26 protein-coding genes and 1 other RNA gene are annotated in these 23,033 nt (G+C 61.7%); 18 read left to right on the top strand and 9 right to left on the bottom strand.

Annotated features, from left to right (window positions below):
• Position 1 precedes the first annotated feature (1 nt).
• Positions 2–1,198 carry a sulfotransferase gene (locus tag GRF63_RS07020; protein ID WP_160485206.1) on the top strand — a complete coding sequence of 399 codons (1,197 nt, stop codon included), beginning with the start codon at positions 2–4 and terminating at the stop codon, positions 1,196–1,198.
• 10 nt (positions 1,199–1,208) lie between these two features.
• On the opposite strand, the gene GRF63_RS07015 is transcribed toward GRF63_RS07020, so the two are convergent.
• The gene (locus tag GRF63_RS07015) at positions 1,209–1,601 is read right to left on the bottom strand and encodes a nuclear transport factor 2 family protein (protein ID WP_160485205.1); all 393 of its coding nucleotides are present in this window, start codon (positions 1,599–1,601) and stop codon (positions 1,209–1,211) included.
• Positions 1,602–1,743: 142 nt separating this feature from the next.
• On the opposite strand from GRF63_RS07015, the gene GRF63_RS07010 reads away from it, so the two are divergent.
• The gene (locus GRF63_RS07010; RefSeq protein ID WP_160485204.1) at positions 1,744–1,935 is read left to right on the top strand and encodes a hypothetical protein; all 192 of its coding nucleotides are present in this window, start codon (positions 1,744–1,746) and stop codon (positions 1,933–1,935) included.
• Here the strand turns inward: GRF63_RS07010 and ndk are convergent.
• The 5 genes from ndk to GRF63_RS06985 all read right to left on the bottom strand — a co-directional run bounded on the left by ndk (position 1,902) and on the right by GRF63_RS06985 (position 5,096).
• Positions 1,902–2,324 carry a nucleoside-diphosphate kinase gene (ndk, locus tag GRF63_RS07005; RefSeq protein ID WP_160485203.1) on the bottom strand — a complete coding sequence of 141 codons (423 nt, stop codon included), beginning with the start codon at positions 2,322–2,324 and terminating at the stop codon, positions 1,902–1,904. The genes GRF63_RS07010 and ndk overlap by 34 nt on opposite strands.
• 121 nt (positions 2,325–2,445) lie before the next feature.
• The gene (locus GRF63_RS07000) at positions 2,446–3,000 is read right to left on the bottom strand and encodes a hypothetical protein (RefSeq protein WP_160485202.1); all 555 of its coding nucleotides are present in this window, start codon (positions 2,998–3,000) and stop codon (positions 2,446–2,448) included.
• The gene (locus tag GRF63_RS06995; protein ID WP_160485201.1) at positions 2,997–3,434 is read right to left on the bottom strand and encodes a DNA polymerase III subunit chi; all 438 of its coding nucleotides are present in this window, start codon (positions 3,432–3,434) and stop codon (positions 2,997–2,999) included. Before GRF63_RS06995 ends, GRF63_RS07000 begins: the two co-directional genes overlap by 4 nt.
• A gap of 24 nt (positions 3,435–3,458) precedes the next feature.
• Positions 3,459–3,620 (bottom strand): DUF2256 domain-containing protein, encoded by a 162-nt coding sequence (locus tag GRF63_RS06990; RefSeq protein ID WP_160485200.1) that lies wholly within the window; start codon positions 3,618–3,620, stop codon positions 3,459–3,461.
• Between the two features lie 12 nt (positions 3,621–3,632).
• Positions 3,633–5,096 (bottom strand): leucyl aminopeptidase, encoded by a 1,464-nt coding sequence (locus GRF63_RS06985; protein ID WP_160485199.1) that lies wholly within the window; start codon positions 5,094–5,096, stop codon positions 3,633–3,635.
• 147 nt (positions 5,097–5,243) lie between these two features.
• Here GRF63_RS06985 and GRF63_RS06980 point away from each other — a divergent pair, with 147 nt between their 5' ends.
• From GRF63_RS06980 to rsmA, 4 genes are all read left to right on the top strand, one after another.
• Positions 5,244–7,538, top strand: coding sequence for an LPS-assembly protein LptD (locus GRF63_RS06980; protein ID WP_337189624.1), 2,295 nt, complete (start codon positions 5,244–5,246; stop codon positions 7,536–7,538).
• A gap of 175 nt (positions 7,539–7,713) precedes the next feature.
• On the top strand, positions 7,714–9,045 hold the full coding sequence (locus GRF63_RS06975) for a peptidylprolyl isomerase (RefSeq protein WP_160485197.1): 1,332 nt from the start codon (positions 7,714–7,716) through the stop codon (positions 9,043–9,045).
• Between the two features lie 5 nt (positions 9,046–9,050).
• Positions 9,051–10,016 carry a 4-hydroxythreonine-4-phosphate dehydrogenase PdxA gene (gene pdxA / locus GRF63_RS06970; protein ID WP_160485196.1) on the top strand — a complete coding sequence of 322 codons (966 nt, stop codon included), beginning with the start codon at positions 9,051–9,053 and terminating at the stop codon, positions 10,014–10,016.
• Complete coding sequence (gene rsmA / locus GRF63_RS06965; RefSeq protein WP_160485195.1) at positions 10,013–10,831, top strand: 16S rRNA (adenine(1518)-N(6)/adenine(1519)-N(6))-dimethyltransferase RsmA; 819 nt, start codon at positions 10,013–10,015, stop codon at positions 10,829–10,831. Before pdxA ends, rsmA begins: the two co-directional genes overlap by 4 nt.
• Here rsmA and GRF63_RS06960 read toward each other — a convergent pair.
• Complete coding sequence (locus GRF63_RS06960) at positions 10,828–11,250, bottom strand: PilZ domain-containing protein (RefSeq protein ID WP_160485194.1); 423 nt, start codon at positions 11,248–11,250, stop codon at positions 10,828–10,830. The two genes, rsmA and GRF63_RS06960, sit on opposite strands and share 4 nt — an antisense overlap.
• A gap of 154 nt (positions 11,251–11,404) precedes the next feature.
• Between GRF63_RS06960 and GRF63_RS06955 the strand changes: the two genes are divergently transcribed.
• The 4 genes from GRF63_RS06955 (at position 11,405) to GRF63_RS06940 (ending at position 15,239) form a co-directional block, all read left to right on the top strand.
• Positions 11,405–12,616, top strand: coding sequence for a hydrolase (locus tag GRF63_RS06955; RefSeq protein ID WP_160485193.1), 1,212 nt, complete (start codon positions 11,405–11,407; stop codon positions 12,614–12,616).
• Complete coding sequence (locus tag GRF63_RS06950) at positions 12,613–13,626, top strand: arginine N-succinyltransferase (protein ID WP_160485192.1); 1,014 nt, start codon at positions 12,613–12,615, stop codon at positions 13,624–13,626. The genes GRF63_RS06955 and GRF63_RS06950 overlap by 4 nt, the downstream gene beginning before the upstream one ends.
• Complete coding sequence (locus GRF63_RS06945; protein ID WP_160485191.1) at positions 13,623–14,873, top strand: N-succinylarginine dihydrolase; 1,251 nt, start codon at positions 13,623–13,625, stop codon at positions 14,871–14,873. Before GRF63_RS06950 ends, GRF63_RS06945 begins: the two co-directional genes overlap by 4 nt.
• Positions 14,874–14,987: 114 nt before the next feature.
• A complete protein-coding gene (locus GRF63_RS06940) occupies positions 14,988–15,239 on the top strand; it encodes a hypothetical protein (protein ID WP_160485190.1) in 252 nt (83 codons plus the stop codon).
• Between the two features lie 268 nt (positions 15,240–15,507).
• On the opposite strand, the gene ssrA is transcribed toward GRF63_RS06940, so the two are convergent.
• Positions 15,508–15,851, bottom strand: a transfer-messenger RNA (tmRNA) gene (gene ssrA / locus GRF63_RS06935).
• A 48-nt stretch (positions 15,852–15,899) separates the two neighbouring features.
• Positions 15,900–16,403 carry a large conductance mechanosensitive channel protein MscL gene (gene mscL / locus GRF63_RS06930; protein WP_160485189.1) on the bottom strand — a complete coding sequence of 168 codons (504 nt, stop codon included), beginning with the start codon at positions 16,401–16,403 and terminating at the stop codon, positions 15,900–15,902.
• A 201-nt stretch (positions 16,404–16,604) separates the two neighbouring features.
• On the opposite strand from mscL, the gene GRF63_RS06925 reads away from it, so the two are divergent.
• The 8 genes from GRF63_RS06925 to GRF63_RS06890 all read left to right on the top strand — a co-directional run bounded on the left by GRF63_RS06925 (position 16,605) and on the right by GRF63_RS06890 (position 22,949).
• Positions 16,605–17,210, top strand: a complete 606-nt coding sequence (locus tag GRF63_RS06925; RefSeq protein WP_160485188.1) for a LemA family protein — start codon at positions 16,605–16,607, stop codon at positions 17,208–17,210.
• Between the two features lie 20 nt (positions 17,211–17,230).
• Positions 17,231–18,067, top strand: a complete 837-nt coding sequence (locus tag GRF63_RS06920) for a TPM domain-containing protein (protein WP_337189623.1) — start codon at positions 17,231–17,233, stop codon at positions 18,065–18,067.
• Position 18,068: 1 nt separating this feature from the next.
• Positions 18,069–18,743, top strand: a complete 675-nt coding sequence (locus GRF63_RS06915) for a TPM domain-containing protein (RefSeq protein WP_160485187.1) — start codon at positions 18,069–18,071, stop codon at positions 18,741–18,743.
• A 22-nt stretch (positions 18,744–18,765) separates the two neighbouring features.
• A complete protein-coding gene (locus GRF63_RS06910) occupies positions 18,766–19,311 on the top strand; it encodes an NUDIX hydrolase (protein WP_160485186.1) in 546 nt (181 codons plus the stop codon).
• Complete coding sequence (locus GRF63_RS06905) at positions 19,308–20,225, top strand: ketopantoate reductase family protein (RefSeq protein WP_160485185.1); 918 nt, start codon at positions 19,308–19,310, stop codon at positions 20,223–20,225. The genes GRF63_RS06910 and GRF63_RS06905 overlap by 4 nt, the downstream gene beginning before the upstream one ends.
• A gap of 79 nt (positions 20,226–20,304) precedes the next feature.
• Positions 20,305–21,135, top strand: coding sequence for a beta-etherase (locus GRF63_RS06900; RefSeq protein ID WP_160485184.1), 831 nt, complete (start codon positions 20,305–20,307; stop codon positions 21,133–21,135).
• A 39-nt stretch (positions 21,136–21,174) separates the two neighbouring features.
• Positions 21,175–22,092, top strand: coding sequence for a 2-hydroxyacid dehydrogenase (locus GRF63_RS06895; protein WP_337189622.1), 918 nt, complete (start codon positions 21,175–21,177; stop codon positions 22,090–22,092).
• Positions 22,089–22,949: a kinase gene (locus tag GRF63_RS06890; protein ID WP_160485182.1), complete on the top strand. Its 861-nt coding sequence runs from the start codon at positions 22,089–22,091 to the stop codon at positions 22,947–22,949. The genes GRF63_RS06895 and GRF63_RS06890 overlap by 4 nt, the downstream gene beginning before the upstream one ends.
• Positions 22,950–23,033: the final 84 nt, after the last annotated feature.

Here is a 23,033-nt window from a genome sequence, read left to right as displayed (position 1 = left end):
CATGAGCGTGCCCCCGCGTCCACACCCCTGCGTTCGATCACCACGGGTGGACCGGGTGAACGGATGGCTGGAAACGGCCTGGCGGCGCGGATTGTGTGACAAGCCTACGCTTAATCCCGAAGACCTATGGGCCAAGGCCACCCGCGATGCGCCCGCATCGGGTGAACAGGGCCCGCGCTCCGATGCCGATGTCGCAGATTTCCGCCTCCGGCTGGAAGCGCTGTGCGCGGCGCTGGAAGACACGGCCAAGCTCAATTCACTGGGTCTGACCATGGCCCACGGGCAGCTGGTGCGGGCAATCCGGCAACGGCTGGAGCTTGGCGCATTGTGGCAGGTGGAACCCGAAATACTGCAAACCCCGCTGGCCCCGCCCGTTATCGTGGTGGGCCACATGCGTAGCGGGACGACACGCGTGCATCGCCTGTTGGCGGCGGACCCGGCGCTGGCCGCCACGCGTTTCTGCGATAGCTGGCAGCCTGTGCCGCGATCCCCCGATACGCGCCCGGCATGGTCTGCATTGACGCTGATGTTTGCCCGCGCGCTGGATCCATGGCTCGATTCCATCCACCCATTTGGCGTGACGCGCGCTGATGAGGAACTGGGATGGCTGGCAGCAGCGCTGGATCATTGCGCTTACGAGGCGCAGTGGCGCATCCCCACCTTCACCGCATTCAGCGAAGCGCGCGATCCCGCTCCGGTGTACCGTGAATTTGCCCGGATGCTGCGCACCGATGCCAACTGGCACGAGAATGCGGATCGGCCCCGCGTGTTGAAAGTGCCGCAATTTGCTGAAGACCTTCCCGCCCTACTCTCCCAGTTTCCCGATGCGCGCGTGGTACTGACGCGCCGCTGCGAGAAGGATCTTGCCCGCAGCGCAGCGTCCCTTGTGGCAAACCAGATGGCGATCCAGTCCGATGATGTGGACTTCGACTGGATCCAGACCGAGATGCAGCGCAAGATTGCCTTGCGTGAAGATCGGATGGCCGCCGCGCTGGAAAGCTTTACCGGGCCGCTATCAGTGGTGGAATTCGAAGCCCTGAACGATGACTGGGAAGCGGAAATCGCCCGCGTGTATAACGATCTTGGCCTGCCGCTTTCTCCAGAGGCGGAGAAGAACATGCGCGAAGAGCAGGCCCGCGCAGCCAATGGCAGTCATCAGGCGCATGCCAAGACGTATGAGGCATTTGCGCAAGCGTGACGCCGCGCAGCTATTGCAGGGATTTTGCGACTTGCGCGATCAGGGAAGCCCCACTGCCGCGGGCGTAAGACTGCCATTCCAGCATCTTTTCCTTGCTGGCACGCGCGCGCCACTGGCTGGCACTTCCCATCAAGCGATCCGTGGTTTGAGAGCTCCCCGAAATCAGGATGTCTTCACCCCGTTGAACGATCGAGGTCGCAGTTAGCTCGTAATCCGGGATCAATTCGGCAAGCCGAACCAACAGCTCAAGACACTGATCCCGGCCCTGCAGGCTGCGGCCGGTATTATCGATCAGGCGAAAGTCATCTGCCAGCAATTCTTCCACCCGCGCGAAGTCCCGCTTGTTCAGCGCATCGATGAAGCGCTTGACGGTATTTTTGGGAGTTTTCTTGGACCAGAACATCGCACCCCTCCAAAGACCCGGCCCGCAATGGACGGCGAAAAACTAACATTTATCAGTTATATGACGGTTTGATTTGAACGCTAGAAGACGGCGCGCCGTTCAAGAATACGGAATTTGGCACGTAATGCAAAAGTGCGAAATCATGCGCCATCCGCGTAACAAAAGTTATCCAAAAAAAATTCGCGGTTATACAGTTCTGCGCGAGCTATTTGGCGAATTGATTTCGCATAACAAAACGGCGGCGGTGACCGAATCACCGCCGCCGTTTGGCTTTAACCTTCGAAAATCGGATGTCGGGGATCAGCCGACGATTTCGTCTTCCTTGAAGAAATAGTCGATTTCGATCTTGGCGTTTTCTTCGCTGTCCGAACCGTGGACCGAGTTTGCCTCGATGCTTTCGGCATAAGCCTTGCGGATCGTGCCTTCATCGGCATCGGCAGGGTTGGTGGCGCCCATTACCTTGCGGTTGCGAGCCACGGCATCTTCGCCTTCCAGCACCTGCACCACAACCGGGCCGCTGATCATGAATTCAACCAGTTCGCCAAAGAACGGGCGTTCCTTGTGAACGGCGTAGAAACCTTCGGCCTGTTCCTTGGTCATCTGGATGCGCTTGGATGCGACGATGCGCAGGCCGGCGTCTTCCAGCATCTTGGTAACAGCGCCGGTCAGGTTGCGGCGGGTGGCATCGGGCTTGATGATCGAGAAAGTGCGGGTAGCCGCCATGAGAAGTTCCTTTGCGAGAATTCGATATGGTGTGAGTTCGCGCGGCCCCTAGCGCCCCCGCAGGCGCAGGGCAAGCGGGCTTGCGTATCGTGCAACCGGCGCCGACTGGGCCTGCCGCTGCCTAGTTCAGTCCCTTGCCGACCACCAGCTGTCCCGTAGTGCCCTCGCCCGATGATGTTGCGTTGAAGCTGAAGGTGGCGCCGTCATCGCTTTCCCCCGCTACCATTTTCGCGCCGTTGGAGCTCGCTTCCATTCCGATAGCGATACCGGATTTTTCCGCCTGGGATCGGTAGAAATCCGCCATCTCTTCGGGCGAATCATCGCTCTGCATGATCACCAGCGTGCCCTGCCCGTCGGACTGGTTCATGACGGTGGAATTGACGATTGTAGCGCCGGGATAGACGGTGAAGCCATCGGGCAGGCTGACATCAGCGCCGACGCTGGAATTGATGACCATCTCCTCACCATCGTCACCGGTGATGCGGATTTCGCTGTCATCGCCTGCGGTATCGACCTTGTAATCTATGGTTTCGCCATCGTCTGTTTGAACGCTGCTTTCATCGCTTCCGCCACAGGCGGAAAGGCTGAGTGCAAAGGCGGATAACAGGGTGATCTTGCGCATCGGTTTTTCCAGTTCAATCGTTAAAAGTTTGCGCCCCTCGGCACTATGCGTCATGGCCCCTCTACCCAGCGGCCGTCCTGCTGTTTCCAGAACTTGCGCTCCAGCCCTTCCCGATCTTCCAGCGCCTTCCAGGTCTGCCGCGCGCCTGCAATCGTGCTTTGATCGAACAGGTACAGCACACGCGCAATCCCCTCGCCCGGCTCTCTCCATAAGCCATCGGCTATCAGCAGGAAGGTGGCGCCGTTTGTGGGATCCACCTCGTTGGACAGCAGGATAGGTTGCGCAGCATCATGCTCGTCACCAGCGATACCGTTTGCGAGGAAAGCCTCCGGCGCGGCTTCCCACAGGGTCTGGCTGGTGTCTTCCAGCAGCGCGAGATCATCGGCCACCACCAGCAAGCGCTCACCCGCCTTGCGCACCTTTCCGGCCAGCAGCGCGATTGCGGCAGGCGCGGTATCGGAAGACAGCAGATAGAAATCGACGCGCATCAGCCCTTCCCGCCAGTTGCCATGCTATTTCTGGCCATCCGGCTTTCCTTTCGACCTTTTGCACCGTTCGGAGCAATAGCGGACATGATCCCAGTCCCGCTCCCATTTCTTGCGCCAGTTGAAAGGCAGGCCGCATGCGGCGCAAATCTTTGACGGTAAATCGGATTTGCGCCGCATTTTTGGCATCGGCCGCTGCCCTTAACCCTTCACCGTGTTACGGATGAAGCGATCGAGCAGGCGAACGCCATATCCGGTGGCGCCCTTGTCCCAGGTGGCGCCGGGTTTGTCTGCCCACACCATGCCCGCGATATCCAGATGCGCCCAGGGGGTATCATCCTCGATAAAGCGCTGCAGGAACTGCGCGGCGGTGATCGATCCGGCATAGCGGCCGCCGATGTTCTTCATATCGGCAATCGGGCTGTCGAGCAGCTTGTCATATTCCGGCGCCAGCGGGAAACGCCACAGCTTGTCACCCGCCTGCTTGCCCGCGTGCAGCAGGTCGTCCGCCAGATCGTCATCGTTGGAGAAGATGCCAGCATGCTCGCTGCCCAGCGACACCAGGATCGCGCCGGTCAGGGTGGCGAGATCCACGATCCGCGCCGGTTTGAATTCCTTTTGCACCCAGGTCAGCACGTCGCACAGCACCAGCCGTCCCTCGGCATCGGTGTTGAGAACCTCGACCGTCTGGCCGGACATGGATGTCACCACGTCGCCGGGGCGCATGGCGCGGCCATCGGGCATGTTTTCCACCAGCCCGCAAACGCCGACGATATTGGCCTTCGCCTTGCGCAGCGTCAGCGCCAGCATCGCGCCTGCAACGGCGCCAGCGCCGCCCATGTCAAACTTCATGTCTTCCATGCCGGGTCCGGGCTTCAGCGAGATGCCACCTGTATCGAAGGTGACGCCCTTGCCCACGAATGCCACGGGCGCTTCACCCTTGGTGCCGCCCATCCACTTGATCGCCAGCACGCGAGAGGCGCGTTCCGAACCAAGGCCCACGCCCAGCAGCGCGCCCATGCCCAGCTTTTCCATCTCGGCATCGTCCAGCACCACCAGTTCGGCGCCGGTGCCGGCAAACCGCTTGTTGCAGCGTTCAACGAAGCTCTCGGGGTAAATGATGTTGGCAGGTTCAGCCACCAGTTCGCGGGTGAATTCAACGCCGGTAGCCACGGCCTGCGCGTCGGTCCATTCATCCTGAGCGCCATCGGGGGCGCCGATCACGACGACCTTTTTCAAGGTGCGCTTCTGTTCGTCGCGCATCTTCGTGCGGTATTCGTCCCACCGCCATGCCCGCAGTCGCGCGCCGAGCAGCACTGCGGCCGTTTCGGTCGCATCAAGGTCGCTGGCACCGGCATCGATGGCCATCTCCGTCTCGCCGCTGGTCAGATATTTCGCGGTCAGCGCAGCGCCAGCGCGTTCCAGCGCGGCGTGGCGGCCTTCCTTGTCCTTTTTCCCGGCACCGGCCAGCGCGAGTCGCACCACCTTACCATCCACCTCGGCAAAGCCATCGAACACCTGGCCCGGCTTGCCGGTAAAGCGCGAAGCTTCGGCCCCTTGGCTGATGGCGGCGGGCAGATCGCCCGGAAGGCTGTCCAGATCGAGGATGCGCGCAACAATGCGCGGCGAATCGGCGTCCGATGAGTTGCGAAATTCGATTTCCATGAGTGGGGGGCTCCAGCAAGAATGTAGGAATGGCGACACAGCTTTTCGCTATGCAGCAAAGCTGGCGTTGCGATTACGTGCGCGTGGTGCAATAGGCAAGCCATGCTCCCCGGCCTGCTCCCCGCACTGCCAGCGAATCCGCTCCGTGTGTCCGTTGCAGGCGCAGCCGTCCTGCTTGCCCTCGGCAATCCAGCCGCTGTCTTCGCCCAGGAAGGCGCAGCGCCGGGCGTAAGAACGGCCATAGACCCGGTGGAAACGCCCGAACCTCGCGATGGCGAGGATGATGGCTTTCCCGTCGTGGCTGAGGACATTCTGCCGGTCGATCAAAGCGATGGTCCGCGGGAGATCGCGTTTGAGGCGAATGAGCTGCGCTATGATCAGGCTACCGATACGGTAACCGCGGCGGGCAATGTCCTCCTTCGCTCCGGCGATCAGTCGGTGCGGGCCGATGCCGTTACATGGAACCGCATGACGGGTGAAATCGTCGCCACCGGCACCATCCGCCTGTTGGATGAAAACGGCAACCAGCTATTTACCGATCGCATTGTGCTGACAGATGAGCTGGAGGCAGGCGCGATGCAGAACCTGCTGCTGGCATTCCGCCAGGGCGGCAGGCTGGCGGCGCAGCAGGCGACGAGAGACGCCAACGGCGATATAGAGCTGACCCGCGCCGCCTATTCCTCCTGCGCGGTGGTGGATGCCGATGGCTGCGACAAGAGCCCCAGCTGGCGGGTGACGGCAGAGCGCGTCTATTATGACGAGGACACGTCCGAAATCCGCTTTCGCGGTGCCTATCTGGAACTGTTCGGCGCGCGCATTCTGCCCCTTCCCGGCCTGACCATAAGCGCTGATGGCAGGGCGAGTTCGGGCTTCTTCATTCCCGATATTGGGCTGACCGCGTCCAACGGCATAGAGATTTCCGACAGCTATTACTGGCGGCTGGCCAACAACCGCGACCTGACGCTGTCGGGCTATGTCTACACCGAAGCTGCGCCGATGGTGTCCGCGCAATATCGCCAGCTGACGGAAAAGGGCGCTTTTCAGGTTACCGGCTACGCCACCTATGGATCGCGCATTCCATTGAACTCCACGATGCGAACGTCCGAGAATGACTTTCGCGGCTACCTGTTCACCAATGGCCGTTTCCAGCTGGACGAAAACTGGACCGCGCAAGGCTCCATCCGGTTGGCCAGCGACCGCACTTTTCTGCGCCGTTACGATATCAGCCGCGAGGATCGCCTGCGCTCTGTCGTAGAACTGGCGCGGCAGGATGAGAATTCCTACGTCTCCATCGCCGGGTGGGGAACGCAAGCGCTGCTGGTCAGCACGGATCAGGGCCAGGTGCCGCTCGCGCTGCCATTGATCGATGCGCGCTATCGGCTGGAAGAGCCGGTGTTCGGCGGCAATGTGGAACTGCAGGCCAATACGCTGGCGATCACAAGGCTGGAGGGGCAGGATACGCAGCGCGCCTTCGCCCGTGCCCGCTGGGACATGCGGCGCATCACCGCCTGGGGCCAGGAAGTTACGCTGACCGGCCTCGTGCGCGGCGACGTTTATCACTCCGATGACAATTCACTGACGCGGATCGCATCCTATCGCGGTGAGGATGGCTGGCAGGCACGCGGCGTGGCCACCGCAGCCATCGATGTGAAATGGCCCTTTATTGGAGAATTCCTGGGCGGATCGCAGATCCTGACCCCGCGCGTGCAACTGGTGGCAACGCCCAGCATCCGCAATCTGGATATCCCCAACGAAGATGCCCGCGCCATCGACCTGGAGGATTCCAACCTTTTCGCGCTCAACCGTTTTCCCGGTTATGACCGTGTGGAAGACGGGGTGCGCGTTACCTATGGCATTGACTGGCAGGCCAATTTCCCCGGCTGGCGGTTGCACACCACGATCGGCCAATCCTATCGCCTGAACGATGCTTTCGATCTGTTTCCCGATGGCACCGGCCTGACGGAGCAATTCTCCGATTTCGTGGGCCGCACCGAAGTGCGCTATCGCGATTATCTGAAATTCACCCACCGCTACCGTCTCGACAAGGACAATTTCACCGTCCGCCGGAACGAGATCGACGCCACCGTGGGCAGTGATCGCACCTATGTGGAAGTCGGCTATCTGCAGCTGAACCGTGATATCGATTTCCGGCTGGAGGATTTGCAGGATCGTGAGGAAATCCGCCTGGCGGGGCGCGTGGCCTTTGCCCGCCACTGGTCCGTTTTCGGATCGGCGGTGGTGAACCTCACCGATCGCAACGAAGACCCCACACTGCTGGCAGACGGGTTTGAGCCGCTGCGTACCCGCCTTGGTATCGCCTATGCCGATGATTGCCTGGAATTCGGTTTCACCTGGCGGCGCGACTATATCCAGCTGGCCGATGCGCAGTCCGGCAGCAGCTTCCGCATCTATTTCAACCTGCGCAATCTGGGCTTCAACTAGTCTTTCAACCAGTCTCTCCTTCGCCGGATTGGCAGCGGGGAGACATTTGGCTAGGAGGGGGCCGGCTCAGGTGGGGTTAAGCCACACATTGCAAATACCCGGCCCTGCTCAAGGGTGCATTTCCGTGCGCCACAGACAACACAAGGTAACCCAAGTGATCGTGTTTGCGACCAAAATGCTGAAATATTCCGCCACCGCAATAGGTGCTGTCATGCTTGCCGGAACTGCGCAGGCCCAAGGGGTGCAGGTCGCAGGTTCTGATGCCTTCAACCTGCCCGATGACATTTCTTTCATCGTGGAGCCTGCCGATCCCAACATCCGCCGCGCCACCGCGCGCGTGAACGGCGCCGTCATCACCGGCACCGATGTGGATCACCGCGTCGGCCTGATCCTTTCCGCGCAGGAAGGCCAGCTTCCGCCTGAGGAAATTCAGCGTCTGCGCCTGCAGGTACTGCGCAACCTGATCGATGAGACACTGCAGGTGCAGGAAGCCGCCGCGCAGGACATGGCCGTCACCAACGAAGAGGTGGAAGCCGCCTACGAACGGTTTGCGCAAGAAGGCCGGGGCATGACTGCGGAACAGTTGAACGCCTACCTTACATCCATCGGCTCCTCCGCGCGCTCCATCAAGCGCCAGATCCAGGGAGAGCTTGCCTGGGATCGGCTGCTGCGCCGCAACGTGCAGCCTTTCGTGAATGTTTCCGAAGGCGAAGTGAACGAGCTTTTTGAACGGTTGCAGGCATCGCGCGGCACCACGGAATACAGGCTGGGCGAAATCTTCCTGGCAGCCAACAGCGCCAACCGCGATCAGGTGGTGGCCAATGCCGGCCAGATCATCGAACAATTGCGCGCTGGCGGCAGCTTCGTGGCCTATGCGCGCCAGTATTCGCAGGCATCCAGCGCCATCGTTGGCGGTGATCTGGGCTGGATCCGGCTGGAGCAGTTGCAGCAGCCCACGCTGGAAGCCGCGGCAAAGCAGATGACGCCCGGCCAGCTGGTTGGCCCGCTGGAGATTCCCGGCGGCTATTCCATCCTGCTGATGATTGATCAGCGCCAGATCGGCATGGCCGACCCGCGCGATGCCCTCCTCAGCCTGAAACAGATCAGCATCGCCTTCCCCGAAGGCATTTCACCTGCAGAGGCGGAGGAGCGCGGCTCTTCCTTCATCCAGGCGGTCAGCACCATGAACGGTTGCGGCGATGCCAACATGCGCGCAGCCGCCATCGGTGCATCCACGGTCGACAATGATGAAATCAGCGTGCGACAGTTGCCTGAAGCCCTGCAAAGCATTCTGCTGAACCTCAACATCGGTGAAACCACGCCGCCCTTTGGCGACATGAGCGAAGGCATCCGCGTGCTGATGCTGTGTGGACGCGACGATCCGCAGGAAACCGCTGGCCCCAGTTCTGACCAGATCATGGCCCAGCTGGAGGACGAGCGCGTTAACCGCCGTGCACAGCGTTACTTGCGTGACCTTCGCCGCGATGCGGTGATCGAATACGACTGATCCGGATGACGCAGCCCCTGCCGCTTGCCGTCACCATCGGCGACCCGGCGGGGGTCGGTCCGGAACTTGTTCTGGAAGCATGGTCTCGCCGGGACGAGCTTGATCTTCCCCCGTTCGTGGTGTGCAGCGGCGGCGATGTTCTGCCGCAGGCGGCGCGCAAGCTGGGCATCGCCATACCCGATAATCTGGTCGTCAACGTCGAGGGCGCTGGCGCCTACACGCCCGGCACACCGACCAGAGAAGGTGCCCTGCAGGCCCGTGCCGCGCTGGTGCAGGCGCTCGACATGGTTCGCGAGGGGCAAGCGGCAGGCGTGGTGACGGCCCCCGTGGCCAAGTCGGCGATTTTCGCAGTGGACGATACCTTCGTCGGCCAGACCGAATTTTGCGCCGATGCCTGCGATGCGCCGCGAGACGATGCCGTGATGATGCTGGCCGGGCCATCGCTGCGCACCGTCCCCATGACGGTGCATTGCGCGCTGGCAGAAGTGCCAACCCGGTTGAGCATCGATCTTATTGTTGAGCGCACGCGCATTGTCGCGCGGGCCATGCACACAGATTTCGGCATCGCGCAGCCGCGCATCGCCATTGCCGGGCTGAACCCCCATGCGGGTGAGGACGGGCGAATGGGCCGGGAGGAGATAGACATCATCGCGCCAGCCATTGCGCAATTGCGCGGCGAAGGCATCGACGCCACCGGCCCCCATCCTGCCGATACGCTGTTTGCCCCGCACAAGCGCGACAGCTATGACGTGGCGATCGCGATGTATCACGATCAGGCGCTGGTGCCCTTGAAAACGCTGGATTTCGATGAAGGCGTGAATGTCACGCTGGGCCTGCCGGTGGTGCGCACCTCGCCCGATCACGGCACGGCTTTTGATATCGCCGGAAAGGGCATCGCTCGCCCGAATGCGATGATTGCCGCGATCCGCATGGCCGGCGAAATCGCCGCGCGAAGGGCGGCGCTGGCGTGAGCCTTCCTCCCTTACGCGAAGTGATCGCGACGCATGGCCTGTCTGCCAGCAAGGCGCTGGGCCAGAACTTCCTGTTTGACGAGCAATTGCTGAATCGCATCGCCGCTATCCCCGATGATCTGGCAGACAAGGCCGTGCTGGAAATCGGCCCCGGCCCCGGCGGCCTGACCCGCGCCCTGCTGCGCGCGGGTGCCCGCGTCACCGCGATAGAGCGCGATTCGCGCTGCATCCCTGCCCTTGCACAGGTGGAGGAAGCCTTTCCCGGCAAGCTGCGCGTGCTGGAAGATGATGCCCTGAAACTGGATCACACCGATCTGATGGGCGAACCCTTCGCCGTGGCCGCCAACCTGCCTTATAATATCGGCACCCTGCTGTTCACCCGTTGGATGGGCGGCGAAACATGGCCACCTGCGTGGACCAGCCTGACGCTGATGTTCCAGCAAGAGGTTGCCCAGCGTATCGTCGCAAAGCCCGGCAGCAGTGCCTATGGCCGTCTGTCCGTGCTGGCTCAATGGCGCGCCACCCCAAAACTGGCGATGAAGGTGCATCGCAGTGCCTTCACCCCGCCACCCAAGGTGATGAGCGCCATCGTGCATGTGGAGCCTCGCGCGGCGCCGGAAGGCGTTTCTGCCAAGGTGCTGGAACGGCTGACGGAGGCCGCTTTCGGTCAGCGCCGTAAGATGCTGCGCCAGAGCCTGAAAGCCCTGCCCGGCGCGCTGGACGCCCTGAACGCCTGCGAGATTGACCCTACGCGCCGTGCGGAAACATTGTCGATCGAGGAATTCGTGGCTCTTGCCCGCGTGCTGACGCCCTAGAGAATAATGTAGGTCACGATCAGATAGGCGGCGGAAAGCGCCGTAAGGCATAGCACGCTGTAAGTGATGATCATCGACTTTAGCGACATCTCCTCCGCAGGTTGCGGCACAGCCGGAGTGACGGCCTTCCGCGCCTGCCGTCTGCCGCTGGTGAGGGATTTGGCGTCAACGCGTTCGCGCAGGTAAACGCCGAATTTCCGCCCGTTGACCCAGCGCACCTGCCCGCCCAGTTCCTGACCCGGAAAATGCACGCTGATGAATTCCCCGCGCTCTGGCGGGTTGGCCATCGTGCCGAGCATTCCATGCGAGCTGATGTCGGAAATCTGTGCTTCATGCGTGCCGCGCGAATCGACGACCTTGGCGCGCAACATCACTGTTTCGCGCACACTGGCCCTCGATTTCGTATCCGCTGCCGGCATTGCTTGTCCTGGTTTGACGTCAGCCTGCGCGTTTACGGCAAAGGACCTAGCACTTCGTTAAGCATGCCAGCGCGCCCTGGCAGGCACGAAAGACAGGGCGACAAGAATGGCCACTGTGTTGCATTGCGCGGCCTGAGGCGTAATGCGGTTTGATATGCAACCACTTTCCCAGATCGAGCGCGACCTCGTCGCCAATATCGACCAGCAGCGCATGCTTTCCCGCACTCAGGAATGGGCGGCGATCAATTCCGGCACCGATAATCTGGGTGGCCTTGCCCGCATGGCGGATGCCTTGTCGCAAGCGTTCTCGGCGCTGCCCGGCGAAGTCACCCTGCATGATCCCGCACCTGTCAGCGTGGTGGATGCAGATGGCAACGAGGTTGAAAAATCGCATGGCAGGCACCTGGTCTGCTCCATCCGGTCAGAGGCTGAGCGCCGCTTCTTGCTGACCGGCCACATGGATACCGTGTTCCCCGCCAGCCATCCGTTTCAATCGCTCACCTGGCTGGACGACGACATTCTGAACGGCCCCGGCACGGCGGATATGAAGGGCGGCATCGCTGTTATTGCAGAGGCGCTGATGGCGCTGGAACGCAGCGATGCGGCGGCCAATATCGGCTATGACGTGATGATCAATTCGGACGAGGAAACAGGCTCGCTATCCTCCGCCCCGCTGATTGACAGGCTGGCGCAGGGCAAGTTTGCCGCCCTCACCTATGAACCCAGCGCCCTGCCCGATGGCACGTTGGCCCATGCACGCGGGGGTAGCGGGAATTACACGCTCACCTTCACTGGCCAAAGCGCACATGCAGGCCGCAATCCGCAGGATGGCCGCAATGCCGTTGTCGCCGCAGCCGATTGCGCCGTTCGCCTGAAGGCGATGCAGCACGCCAATCTGCCAATAAACCCGGCGAAGATAGAAGGCGGCGCGGCCAATAATGTGGTGCCCGATCATGCGATCCTGCGCTTCAATACCCGCCCCAAGACGACGCAGGCAGCAGAGGAATTTGCTGCCAGCCTCGATCACCTGATTGCAGAGCTTGCCAAGCAGCACGATCTTGAAATCACCAAGCACGGCGGCATCTCGCGCCCGCCAAAGCCGGTGGACGATACAGCGCAAAAACTGTTCGATCTTGTGCGCGATACGGGCGCGGCACTGGGCCAGACCATCGGCTGGCAGAGCACGGGCGGCGTTTGCGATGGCAACAATATCGCGGCCAATCACGTGCCCGTGGTGGATACGATGGGCGTGCGCGGCGGCAAGATCCATTCGCCGGATGAATTCATGATCGCCCCCTCTTTGACAGAGCGTGCCCAGCTTTCCGCAATTGTCCTGCATCGCCTCGCTACCGGAGACGCATTATGAGCTTTGTAATCCGTCCTGCCGCGAGCGACGATCTGCAGTATCTGTACGAGATGGCGAAACTGACCGGTGGCGGCTTCACAAACCTGCCGCCCGATCGCAATTCGCTCATCAGCAAGCTGGAAGGGTCCGAAGCCGCGTTCACCCGTGAGGGCGACGATATCGTGGGCGAAACCTTCGTGCTGGTGCTGGAAAACACGGAAACCGGCGATGTGCGTGGCACCTGCCAATTGTTCACGGCGGTGGGCCATCAATACCCCTTCTATTCCTATCGCATCGGCAAGTTGACGCAGTATTCCAAGGAACTGGACCTGACGGTGGAGGCCGAACTGCTGAGCCTTTCCAACGATCTTGGCGGCACCAGCGAAGTGGGCGGATTGTTCCTGCATCCAGGAGAGCGGGCGGGCGGGCTCGGCCTGCTGTTGGCACGCAGCCGATACCTGTTCATCGCCGCCCATCGCCACCGTTTTGGCGAACGGATTCTGGCCGAATTGCGGGGCATCATAGACGAGCGCGGCGGATCGCCCTTCTGGGATGCCATCGGCGGCAAGTTCTTCGGCATGAGCTTTCAGGAAGCGGACGAATTCAACGCCGTCCACGGCAACCAGTTCATCGCCGACCTGATGCCGAAACACCCCGTCTATATCGCCATGCTGGATGAAGAAGCGCGCAAGGTAATTGGCCTGCCCCATCCCAGCGGCCGCGCCGCGATGCGCATGTTGCAGGACGAGGGATATTCCTATCAGGGATATGTCGATATTTTCGATGGCGGCCCCACGATGCTGGCCGATACCGACAAGGTAAAATCCATCGCCAATGCGCATCGTGGCACGGTTGTGGATGCGACTTTGGAGAAGGGGGAAAAGGCCCTGATCGCCGCGGGTCAGTTCGCCGATTTTCGCTGCTGCTATGGCGCGCGAGAGCTGCGCGGAGATGATGTCGCCATCGATGCGCAGGCGGCGGAATTGCTGCGTGTTGCCAAGGGTGACACTGTCTGGAGCATTGCGCGATGAGCCTGCAGGAAATCAATTTCGACGGTATCGTCGGCCCCAGCCACAATTACGCTGGCCTTAGCCTGGGCAATCTTGCCGCAACGAAAAACGCAGGCGCCACCGCCTATCCCCGCGCCGCTGCATTGCAGGGTATTGCCAAGATGAAGGCGAATATGGCGATGGGTCTGGCGCAAGGCTTTTTGCTGCCTCTGCCGCGCCCCAATACCGGGTGGCTGGATGCTCTGACGGTGGACGAGCACACCGATCCCGCCCTGAAAGCCGGCGCATGGTCTGCCAGTTCCATGTGGACGGCCAATGCCGCCACGGTGTCACCCGCGCCCGATACCGAGGATGGGAAATGCCACCTGACGGTCGCCAATCTGGTCACCATGCCGCATCGCAGCCATGAATGGCCCGATACGATAGCCCAGCTGCGGCTGGCCTTTGCCGACACCGATCATTTCGTAGTGCATGAACCCGTGCCGCCCTGCTTTGGGGATGAGGGCGCGGCCAATCACATGCGCTTTGCGGGCAGCCATGGGGAGCCGGGGCTGGAGGTGTTCGTCTATGGCAAGCCCGGCGGCCGCTTCCCGGCACGTCAGCATCAGGAAGCCAGCGCCATCGTTGCACGAAAGCACGGGCTCGATCCGCAGCGCGTCCTGTTCGTAGAGCAGGCGCCGGAAGCCATTGCAGCAGGCGCGTTTCACAATGATGTGGTGGCCGTTGCAAACGAGGGCGTGCTGTTCACTCACCAGCTTGCCTTTGCCGATCCCACGGCCACTTATGACGCCATTCGTTCGCGCTGCGAAGGCGTGCAGGTGGTGGAAGTGCCCGCAGATCGCGTCGGCCTGGACGATGCCATCGGCAGCTACCTGTTCAACGCCCAATTGCTCACCCCGCCCTCTGGCGAGATGACGCTGGTGGTGCCCGAAGAATGCCGGGACAATGCGAATGTGTGGAACTGGCTGCAGGATATGCTGGCGGGCAACGGCCCGATCCGTCACGTCAACGTGGTGGATGTGCGCCAGTCCATGGCCAATGGCGGCGGGCCTGCCTGCCTGCGCCTGCGCGTGGTGGCGGACCCTGCCACGGTGGACCCGCGTTTCATGCTGGACGATGCCAAGTCCGCCGCGATGGAAGCCGTGGTGGCGCAATATTGGCCCGAAAGCATTGCTCCTATCCAAGTGGGGAGTGACGTCCTGGCGGAGCAGGTAACCACCGCGCGCGGCAAGTTGCTGGAAACGTTGGGCATCACCGAACTGGCGTGATTGTCGCCAAAGCTGTCGGTTTTCCTTACACTCTCACCTGCCTTAACCATCAAGAATCGCGGAACTGAGCCATTGGCACGGTGTTTGCGTAGTAGGCGTTAAGAAAGGTTACTGATGCTTAAGAAAATCTCCCGACTGTTTGTAATCAAGACCCGGTGGGAAGCCTTTCTTATCATCTATGCCCTTGCGCTGGGCGCAATGGAGCGTGGCACCCACTATCTGGAACAGTACCCCGGCTGGGGCGGCTATCTGCTGATGGCAGCATGCAGCGGCGCTGTATTCCTGGCGGGCGCGAAGATCCTCGACTGCCTGAAATATGAAAAGGCAGAGAAGGAAGCCCGCAAGGCGATCCCCGAGAAATTTTGAGCAAACCTAGGCACAAGCTGTTCGATCGCGTGTGGGGATGGAGCTACATGCCCTCCTCACTTGCAGGTTGCGCAATCATATTCCTATTTGTCGCGTTTTGGCTTGGCGTGATCTTCGCCCTTATTCAGCAACGTCGCGGGCGAACTGACAGCCGGGATTTTCGCCGCCATAATCATGGTTCCGACCACGATTGCGTTCTTCAAATTCGTTGATGACCATAGCGACTAAGGAAGGTGGGGGTTTCTGTTGCTAGCTACCCCCGGAGCCCCGGAATCCGTTCTGTTGCCCGGTCGGTCCAACCGCGCTTTAGCTTTGTAAATTCAGTCCGTTAGGACATCAAATTACGCAGCGATTGCGAGTGCTTCGTTATCGTTGGCACTTGTGTGTTGTGAACAGTTTTACGGGTTACTCAGCCCGAGCAAAAACACCGTCTTTCAGCACACGTCGATCCTGGTTCGGCCCCATCAGGATCCGCAGAAAACTGCGAATTTTGGTGGAGCCGCCGGGTACTGCCCCCGGGTCCGCTGTACCTATTGCACGGCGCAATTTATCGCCATATCCGGTCGAAACCGGCCCTGCCCATATAGCGCGTCCATCCTGAATGTGAAGTGCACAGCATGGGACAGGGAAAGGACAGCAGCGTCCCGAGGGTGCCAGACCCTAACCCATCGGGCCGTTTTCCGGTGCATAGTCAGGTTTTGCCGATGGCTTGTCCCGCAATTCGGCCAGAATTTTCTTCAGCACGTCCAGTTCCGGGTTCGTCGGCACGTCATCACTTTGGGAGCTGTCTTCCGTTTCGGCCTGCTTTTTCTGCATCTCTTCTGTCACGCGGTTTACGCTGCGCACGAGAATGAACAAGGCAAAGGCCACGATCAGGAAATTGATCACCGCCGTCAGCAATGCGCCATAGCCGATCATGGAAACGCCGGCCTCTTTCAACTGGGCGTAATTGGTGAGCGATCCAGTGTAGCCTTCGGGCACCGGCCCCAGCAGCAGGAACCAGTTGGAGAAATCGATCTCTCCGAAAATCCATCCGATCAGCGGCATCAGCACGCTGTCCGTCAATTGCGTGACGATAGCGCCAAACGCCGCGCCGATCACCACGCCGACGGCAAGATCGATCACGTTGCCGCGCGCGATGAATTTCTTGAACTCCTTGAACATGGCTGGCTCTCCTAATTTCTGGCCTGAGTTCTGGCCAATTCGCGGCCCTATCCGCTGGCACCCGCGCCACCTTTGCGACAGCGACTGGCGGCAATGCAAGAGCGGAACGTCACTTGTATGCAGGCGCAGCCGTGCTATATCAGCAACACACCAAATTTACGGTCGGGTTTAATGGCCAGTTTTTTCGAGGGGTACACGGGAATGTTCACACGTCTGGCCAAGGCGGCCACTCTTTTCGTCGGCACGCTGGCGCTTGCATCCTGCGGCATCAACTCGGTGCCCGCCGCCGAAGAAAACGCGAAGGCGAAGTGGGCCGATGTGGAGGCTGCGTTCCAGGAACGTGCCAACCTGCTGCCCAACCTCCAGGAAATCGTGATGAGCTCTGCCGAGGAAGAGCGGGAGACGCTGCAAGGCGTGATCGAGGCGCGCGCTTCGGCCACACGTCCCGAAATCCAGGTGGATACCGATGATCTGAACGATCCGGCGGCGATGCAGCAATACCAGGCCGCGCAGAACGAATTCGGCAGCGCCCTGTCGCGCCTGCTCGTCTCCGTCGAGGCCTATCCCGAACTGCGCAGCCAGGACAATTTCGGCCGCTTCATGACGCAGCTAGAAGGCAGCGAGAACCGCGTGCGCGTGGCCATCCGCGATTATAACGAGGCGGTGCGCCAGTATAACACCACCATCCGCACATTCCCCGACACTATCGGCGCCAACATCATCCACGGCGCAGAACCAATGGTGCCGTATGAAGCCGCCACCGAAGGCGCAGAGGTCGCACCCGAACTCGACATGCGCAGCGAGTGATTTCGCACACCGCACCCCGCTTGCTGCTGCGGCAAGCCATCGTCCTGCTCAGCGTCGTCATGGCGCTTTGCTGGGCGAGCCTTGCCGCCGCGCAGCCCGTGTTCCCCGAACGCGGCACATCGCCCGTGGTGGACGGGGCGGATATCATCGACCCGGCGACCGAGGCGCGGCTGACGCAGCAACTCGACGATTTCGAGGAGCGCAACCAGCGGCAATTCGTGGTTGCCACGGTGCCTACGCTGGATGGCTATGACATTGCCGATTACGGCTACCAGCTGGGCCGCGAATGGGGCCTTGGCGATGCGGAGAACAATGACGGCATCATTCTGCTGGTGGCCCCGAACGAGCGAAAGATGCGCGTCGAAGTCGGCTATGGTCTGGAGGCGATCATCCCCGATGGCCTGGCCTACGAATATGTCGAGGGGATGAAGCCCTATTTCCGCGATGGCAATTATTCTGCCGGTATCGAATGGGGCGCAGACCAGATTATCCAGCAGCTGGAACTGCCGCCTGAAGAGGCTGCTCAGGTAGCGCAGCAGGCCACGCAGCAGCGCGCCAGTGGCGGCGGCTTTCCTATCGGCACACTTATCTGGCTGGGCTTCATTTTCTTCTTCTTCATCCTGCCCATGATCGGCGGCGGCAAGCGCAAGCGTTATCGCCGCGGCGGCGTTGGCGGCGTGGTGGGTGACATCATGCTGTGGGAAGCGGGCAAGGCAATCGCGCGCGGAATTGACGGCGGCGGTGGCGGCGGCTGGGGCGGCGGAGGCGGCTTTGGCGGCGGCGGTTTCGGCGGCGGCGGAGGCTTCTCCGGCGGCGGCGGATCATTCGGGGGCGGCGGCGCCTCTGGAGGGTGGTGACATGCCTATTCTCGATGAAAGCCAGCACCAGATCGTGTCCAATGCCGTGGCGCAGGCGGAGCTTGGCACCAGCGGTGAAATCGTGCCCGTTTTGGCAGAGGCATCGGACAATTACGCCGATATCGCCATGATGTGGGCAACCGCCATCGCCTTTACCGTGATGAGCATATTTGCATTCATCCCAGTGCCTTTCCTTGATCTGTGGGACAGGCTGGCCGGTGGCTGGGAACATGACTGGACCACGGGCGAAACCGCCACCATGACCATCGCACTGGGCCTCATCGCCTTTGTCGCGGCGTGGCTTGTGCTGCTGGTGCCCGCCATCCGGTTTGCTCTGGTGCCCAGCCCGGTGAAGCAGCAGCGCGTGCGAGAACGTGCCATCCGGCATTTCAAGGTTGGCGCCGATGGCCGCACCCATGGTCGCACCGGCGTATTGCTCTATCTCTCCATGCGCGAACACCGCGCGGAAATCGTCGCGGACGAACCGATCCATGAAAAGGTGGAGCCGGAAGTCTGGGGCCAAGCAATGGCCGATATGCTGGTGGAAATCCGCAAGGGCTGCATCGCGGAGGGCATTGCCGCCGGTGTGCGCGACGTGGGCCAGGTGTTGGCCCCGCACTTTCCCCGACGTGATGACGATGTAAACGAATTGCCGGATCGCTTGATCGAACTGTAAGCCTTCGATAGCGCGCTTTGTCATGAGCTTTCCAGATCGAGACAAACCCGAAAAGATTGCCTGGCAAGGCGATTGGATCGTCGCCAAGACGCGCGGCAAATGGGAATATGCCACCCGCGCCCGCGATATCCGCGCCGCCGTTATCCTGCCGGTGGACGATGGCGAGATCGTGCTGGTGGAGCAGTATCGCATCGCGCCAGACCAGCGCTGCCTCGAACTGCCCGCCGGGCTGATCGGCGATGATGAAGGCGGGGCGGACGACGATCCGCTGAGCGCCGCCAAGCGGGAGCTGGAGGAAGAAACCGGCTATGCCGCCGCGCAGTGGCAGGACATGGGCGAGTTTTTCTCCAGCCCCGGAATGACCAACGAAAGCTTCACGCTGCTGAAGGCGAGCGGCCTTACCAAGGTCTCCGAAGGCGGCGGCACGGAGACAGAGGACATTATCGTCCACCGCGTGAAATTGGCCGATTTGCCGCAGGTGATCGCCGATTTCCGATCCCGCGGAGTGGGCATCGATACGCGCATATTGCTGGCGCTTGGCTCGCATATGCTGGGCGATATGGCATGAAGGTGATCGTGCTGGGATCGGGCGCGATGGGCTGCCTGTTCGGTGCGGCCTTTCATCGCGCCGGCGCAGAGGTGACGCTGGTGGATGTGAATGCCGACCATGTCGACGCGATCAACGCCGATGGGCTGAAGGTGGATTTGCGCAGCGGCGAGGAAACGCTGCCCATCCGCGCCGCCCTGCCCGCCGATGTCAGCGAGGCTGCGGATCTGGTGATGGTGTTCACCAAGACATTCCACACCGCCGCCGCGCTGGAGGGGATTTCCGCCGCCATCGGGGATGATACGCATCTGCTCAGCCTGCAAAACGGGCTTGGCAATGATCGACGGTTGGCTGATTTCGTTGCTGAAGAGCGCGTGATGGTGGGCGCCAGCATGCTGCCCAGCGATCTTGTGGGGCACGGCCACATCCGCAGCCATGGCGAAGGCTATTCCAAGCTCTACCCCGCATTTGGCGATGACACGGCGATGGCCACGCGTGTGGCTGACCTGCTGACGCAAGGCGGGCTGGAAACCGTGCTAGACGCAAAGATCCACGAAGGCATCTGGTCCAAGGCGATATTCAACGCCACGATGAACCCGCTGTGCGCCCTCACCCGCCGCACGCCCGGCTTCCTTGGCGCAAATCCGCAATCGCGCGCCACCATCCGCGCCGCCGTGGCAGAAGGCATCGCGGCGGCCCATGCCAATGGCGTGATGCTGGATGGCCAGCCGATCTATGACCTGACCGAGGTCAGCATGACGGACCACGCCGATCACGAACCATCCATGCTGCAGGATATCCACGCCGGGCGGCGCACCGAGGTCGACGCGATAAACGGCGCCATCGTCACCGCGGCGAAGGAAGCGGGCGTTGAGGCACCGGTGCTGGAAACGCTGTGGAACCTGATGAAACTGGAAGAGGCAAAGCTGGCCTGATTGCGTGCGTTCGCATGCACCACTTTGACTCTGTCTGAAATGCGGCTAGCAAGCCACCTCTCAAGCGAGGGGAGAGCCAATGGCCGATAAAAGCGTGACACTCTACGATCTGCAGGTTTCGACGGGGGCGACGATCAGCCCCTTCGTCTGGGCCACGAAATTCGCCGTCCGGCATAAGGGGCTGGATCTGGACATCGTGGATGGCGGCTTCACCGGCATTATGGATCGCACCGGCGGCAAGACGGAGCGTCTGCCCGCCATCGTGGATGATGGCACGTGGGTTCTCGATAGCTGGGGCATCGTGGAATATCTGGATGCAACCTACACCGATGCGCCGCCGCTGATCCCGCATGAAAGCGTGGCGGTAATGCTGAAGGCGCTGGACGCATGGTTCTGGGGCGCGGCCGTGGGCCCGTGGATGCGCAGCTATTGCGCCGATTATCGCGACGTGTGTTTTGAGCATGACAAGGACTATGTCACCTCTTCGCGCGAAGTGATGCTGGGCGGCAAGCTGGAGGATCTGCAGGCCGGGCGCGAAGATCGCCTGCCCGCCATTTCCGCCGCGCTGGAGCCATTGCGATTGGCCTTGCGGGAGGCTGATTTCCTTGGTGGCAGCAGCCCCAACTATGCCGATTATCGCATCATCGGCGGCTTCCTCTGGCTCGCATCGCTGGCGCAGACACCGGCGCTTGCCACAGATGATCCGCTGCGCGGCTGGTATCAACGGGTGTGCGACCTTTACGGCGGGCTTGGCAATCACCCCGGCCTGTTCCCCATCTTCGGACTGGAACAGCGCGAGGGCGACCCTGAACTGTTCATCCGTGACGCAGGCATTGGCGGGATATACAAGCGCAACACCGGGCCTGCCTCCACCCAGGCTGAAACGAAGATGATCAGAAAGCAGGACTGAACTTTGCGCATACTCGTAACACGCCGCTGGCCCGATGCCGTGGAACGCGCACTGAGCGAGCGTTTCGACGTCGTGCTGAACGAAAGCGACACGCCGCTGAGCCAGACGGAGCTTGGCGAGGCGATGGGGGCATTCGACGTGCTGGCCCCCACCGTTTCCGACAGAATCGATACAGAAGTGATCGCGGGCGGGGATCGCTGCAAGCTGATCGCCAATTACGGCGTCGGCTTCGATCACATCGATATCGCCGCCGCTTCGGCGAAGGGCATTGCCGTCACCAACACGCCCGGTGTGCTGACCGATGCGACCGCCGATCTTGCCCTCACGCTGATCCTGATGGCCGCGCGCCGCGCTGGCGAAGGGGAGCGCGAATTGCGCGCCGGTGAATGGAGCGGCTGGCGCCCTACCCACCTCATCGGCAGCGCGCTGAAGGACAAGGTGCTAGGCGTGGTCGGCTTCGGGCGGATCGGGCAGGCGACGGCGCAGCGCGCGCATCACGGCTTCGGCATGAAGATCGCCTATTTCGCGCGCGGCCCGAAGGACGAGGCTGCGGCGCTGGATGCAGAGTTCTGCCCTTCCCTCCCCGATCTGCTGGCGAAATCCGACTTCGTTTCCCTGCATGTGCCGGGCGGCGATGACACAGCCAATTTGATCGATACCAAGGCCCTGTCTGCGATGAAGCCGGGCAGCTACCTGATCAACACAGCGCGCGGCGGCGTGGTGGATCATGATGCCTTGGCGCAGGCGCTGAAATCCGGCCATCTCGCCGGGGCCGGGCTGGATGTCTACCCGCAAGAGCCGCAAGTTCCTGAAGCGCTGCTCGGCTTAGAAAACGTGGTACTGCTGCCGCATCTCGGCAGCGCCACTGCCGAAACGCGCGAGGCGATGGGCATGCGCGCGCTCGCCAATATCGAGGCTTTTGCGAAAGGCGAGCCGCTGCCGGATCCTGTCCAGTGAGCGACAAGGTCCACGACCTGATCGCTGCCGAGGGGCTTCCGGACAGCTATACCGAGGTGGTGGCAAACCACTGGCAACCGCTCGCCACCCGCATCGCCCGGCTGCCCGCTGCCCGCGCCCCGTTGGTGATCGGAATCAACGGCGCGCAAGGCTCTGGCAAGAGCACGGCCTGCAAATTTCTGGAACTGCTGCTGGCCCGCCGACAAGTCCGCGCGATCACGCTGTCGCTGGATGATCTCTACCTCACCAAGGCAAAGCGGCAGACGCTGGCGCAGGAGGTTCACCCGCTGTTCGCCACGCGCGGCGTGCCCGGCACGCATGCCGTGGGACTGGGCCTTGGCCTGATCGAGGATATGCTGGCAGGCCGCCCGCTGGAACTGCCACGCTTCGACAAGGCCACGGACGACCGCGCACCGGAAACCTTCACCATCACCGGCCCGGTGGACGTTCTGCTGCTGGAAGGCTGGTGCGTAGGCGCAAAGCCGCAGGATGCCGCAGCGCTGGCCGCGCCGATCAATGATCTTGAGCGCGACGAAGACCCCGACGGCATCTGGCGCAATCTGGTGAACCACTGGCTGACGCAGGACTATGCCCGCCTGTTTGACCAGATCGATCTGCTGGTGATGCTGAAGGTGGAGGGTTTCGATGCCGTGCGCCGCAACCGCGCGCTGCAGGAAGAAAAGCTGCGCGCCGCCAATCCCGATGCGACGCAGACGATGGACGATGCCGCACTGGAACGCTTCTGCGCGCATTACGAACGGCTGACCCGCCACATGCTGGAAGAAATGCCGGCCCGTGCCGACGTGGTTATCCCCATCGGGCCGGACCAGAACCCGCTCGACCCGGTCAAAGATTGACTTTGCCCGATGGACACGGGCGTTCTTCCAACATAGGCTCCCTCCCGGAAGAGATGACGCGCCGCCAACGGGCGTGCATCGGGG

The organism is Aurantiacibacter rhizosphaerae, assembly GCF_009807005.1.
GTDB classification, from domain to species: Bacteria; Pseudomonadota; Alphaproteobacteria; order Sphingomonadales; family Sphingomonadaceae; genus Alteraurantiacibacter; species Alteraurantiacibacter rhizosphaerae.
This window is presented reverse-complemented; position numbering and strand designations above follow the sequence as displayed.

Coding starts and splice junctions, on each gene's coding strand:
- GRF63_RS07020 (WP_160485206.1), top strand. CDS start 2: ATGAGCGTGCCCCCGCGTCCACACCCCTGCGTTCGATCACCACGGGTG.
- GRF63_RS07015 (WP_160485205.1), bottom strand. CDS start 1,601: ATGTTCTGGTCCAAGAAAACTCCCAAAAATACCGTCAAGCGCTTCATC.
- GRF63_RS07010 (WP_160485204.1), top strand. CDS start 1,744: ATGCGCCATCCGCGTAACAAAAGTTATCCAAAAAAAATTCGCGGTTAT.
- ndk (WP_160485203.1), bottom strand. CDS start 2,324: ATGGCGGCTACCCGCACTTTCTCGATCATCAAGCCCGATGCCACCCGC.
- GRF63_RS07000 (WP_160485202.1), bottom strand. CDS start 3,000: ATGACGCATAGTGCCGAGGGGCGCAAACTTTTAACGATTGAACTGGAA.
- GRF63_RS06995 (WP_160485201.1), bottom strand. CDS start 3,434: ATGCGCGTCGATTTCTATCTGCTGTCTTCCGATACCGCGCCTGCCGCA.
- GRF63_RS06990 (WP_160485200.1), bottom strand. CDS start 3,620: ATGCCAAAAATGCGGCGCAAATCCGATTTACCGTCAAAGATTTGCGCC.
- GRF63_RS06985 (WP_160485199.1), bottom strand. CDS start 5,096: ATGGAAATCGAATTTCGCAACTCATCGGACGCCGATTCGCCGCGCATT.
- GRF63_RS06975 (WP_160485197.1), top strand. CDS start 7,714: ATGCTGAAATATTCCGCCACCGCAATAGGTGCTGTCATGCTTGCCGGA.
- pdxA (WP_160485196.1), top strand. CDS start 9,051: ATGACGCAGCCCCTGCCGCTTGCCGTCACCATCGGCGACCCGGCGGGG.
- GRF63_RS06960 (WP_160485194.1), bottom strand. CDS start 11,250: ATGCCGGCAGCGGATACGAAATCGAGGGCCAGTGTGCGCGAAACAGTG.
- GRF63_RS06955 (WP_160485193.1), top strand. CDS start 11,405: ATGCAACCACTTTCCCAGATCGAGCGCGACCTCGTCGCCAATATCGAC.
- GRF63_RS06950 (WP_160485192.1), top strand. CDS start 12,613: ATGAGCTTTGTAATCCGTCCTGCCGCGAGCGACGATCTGCAGTATCTG.
- GRF63_RS06945 (WP_160485191.1), top strand. CDS start 13,623: ATGAGCCTGCAGGAAATCAATTTCGACGGTATCGTCGGCCCCAGCCAC.
- GRF63_RS06940 (WP_160485190.1), top strand. CDS start 14,988: ATGCTTAAGAAAATCTCCCGACTGTTTGTAATCAAGACCCGGTGGGAA.
- mscL (WP_160485189.1), bottom strand. CDS start 16,403: ATGTTCAAGGAGTTCAAGAAATTCATCGCGCGCGGCAACGTGATCGAT.
- GRF63_RS06925 (WP_160485188.1), top strand. CDS start 16,605: ATGTTCACACGTCTGGCCAAGGCGGCCACTCTTTTCGTCGGCACGCTG.
- GRF63_RS06915 (WP_160485187.1), top strand. CDS start 18,069: ATGCCTATTCTCGATGAAAGCCAGCACCAGATCGTGTCCAATGCCGTG.
- GRF63_RS06910 (WP_160485186.1), top strand. CDS start 18,766: ATGAGCTTTCCAGATCGAGACAAACCCGAAAAGATTGCCTGGCAAGGC.
- GRF63_RS06905 (WP_160485185.1), top strand. CDS start 19,308: ATGAAGGTGATCGTGCTGGGATCGGGCGCGATGGGCTGCCTGTTCGGT.
- GRF63_RS06900 (WP_160485184.1), top strand. CDS start 20,305: ATGGCCGATAAAAGCGTGACACTCTACGATCTGCAGGTTTCGACGGGG.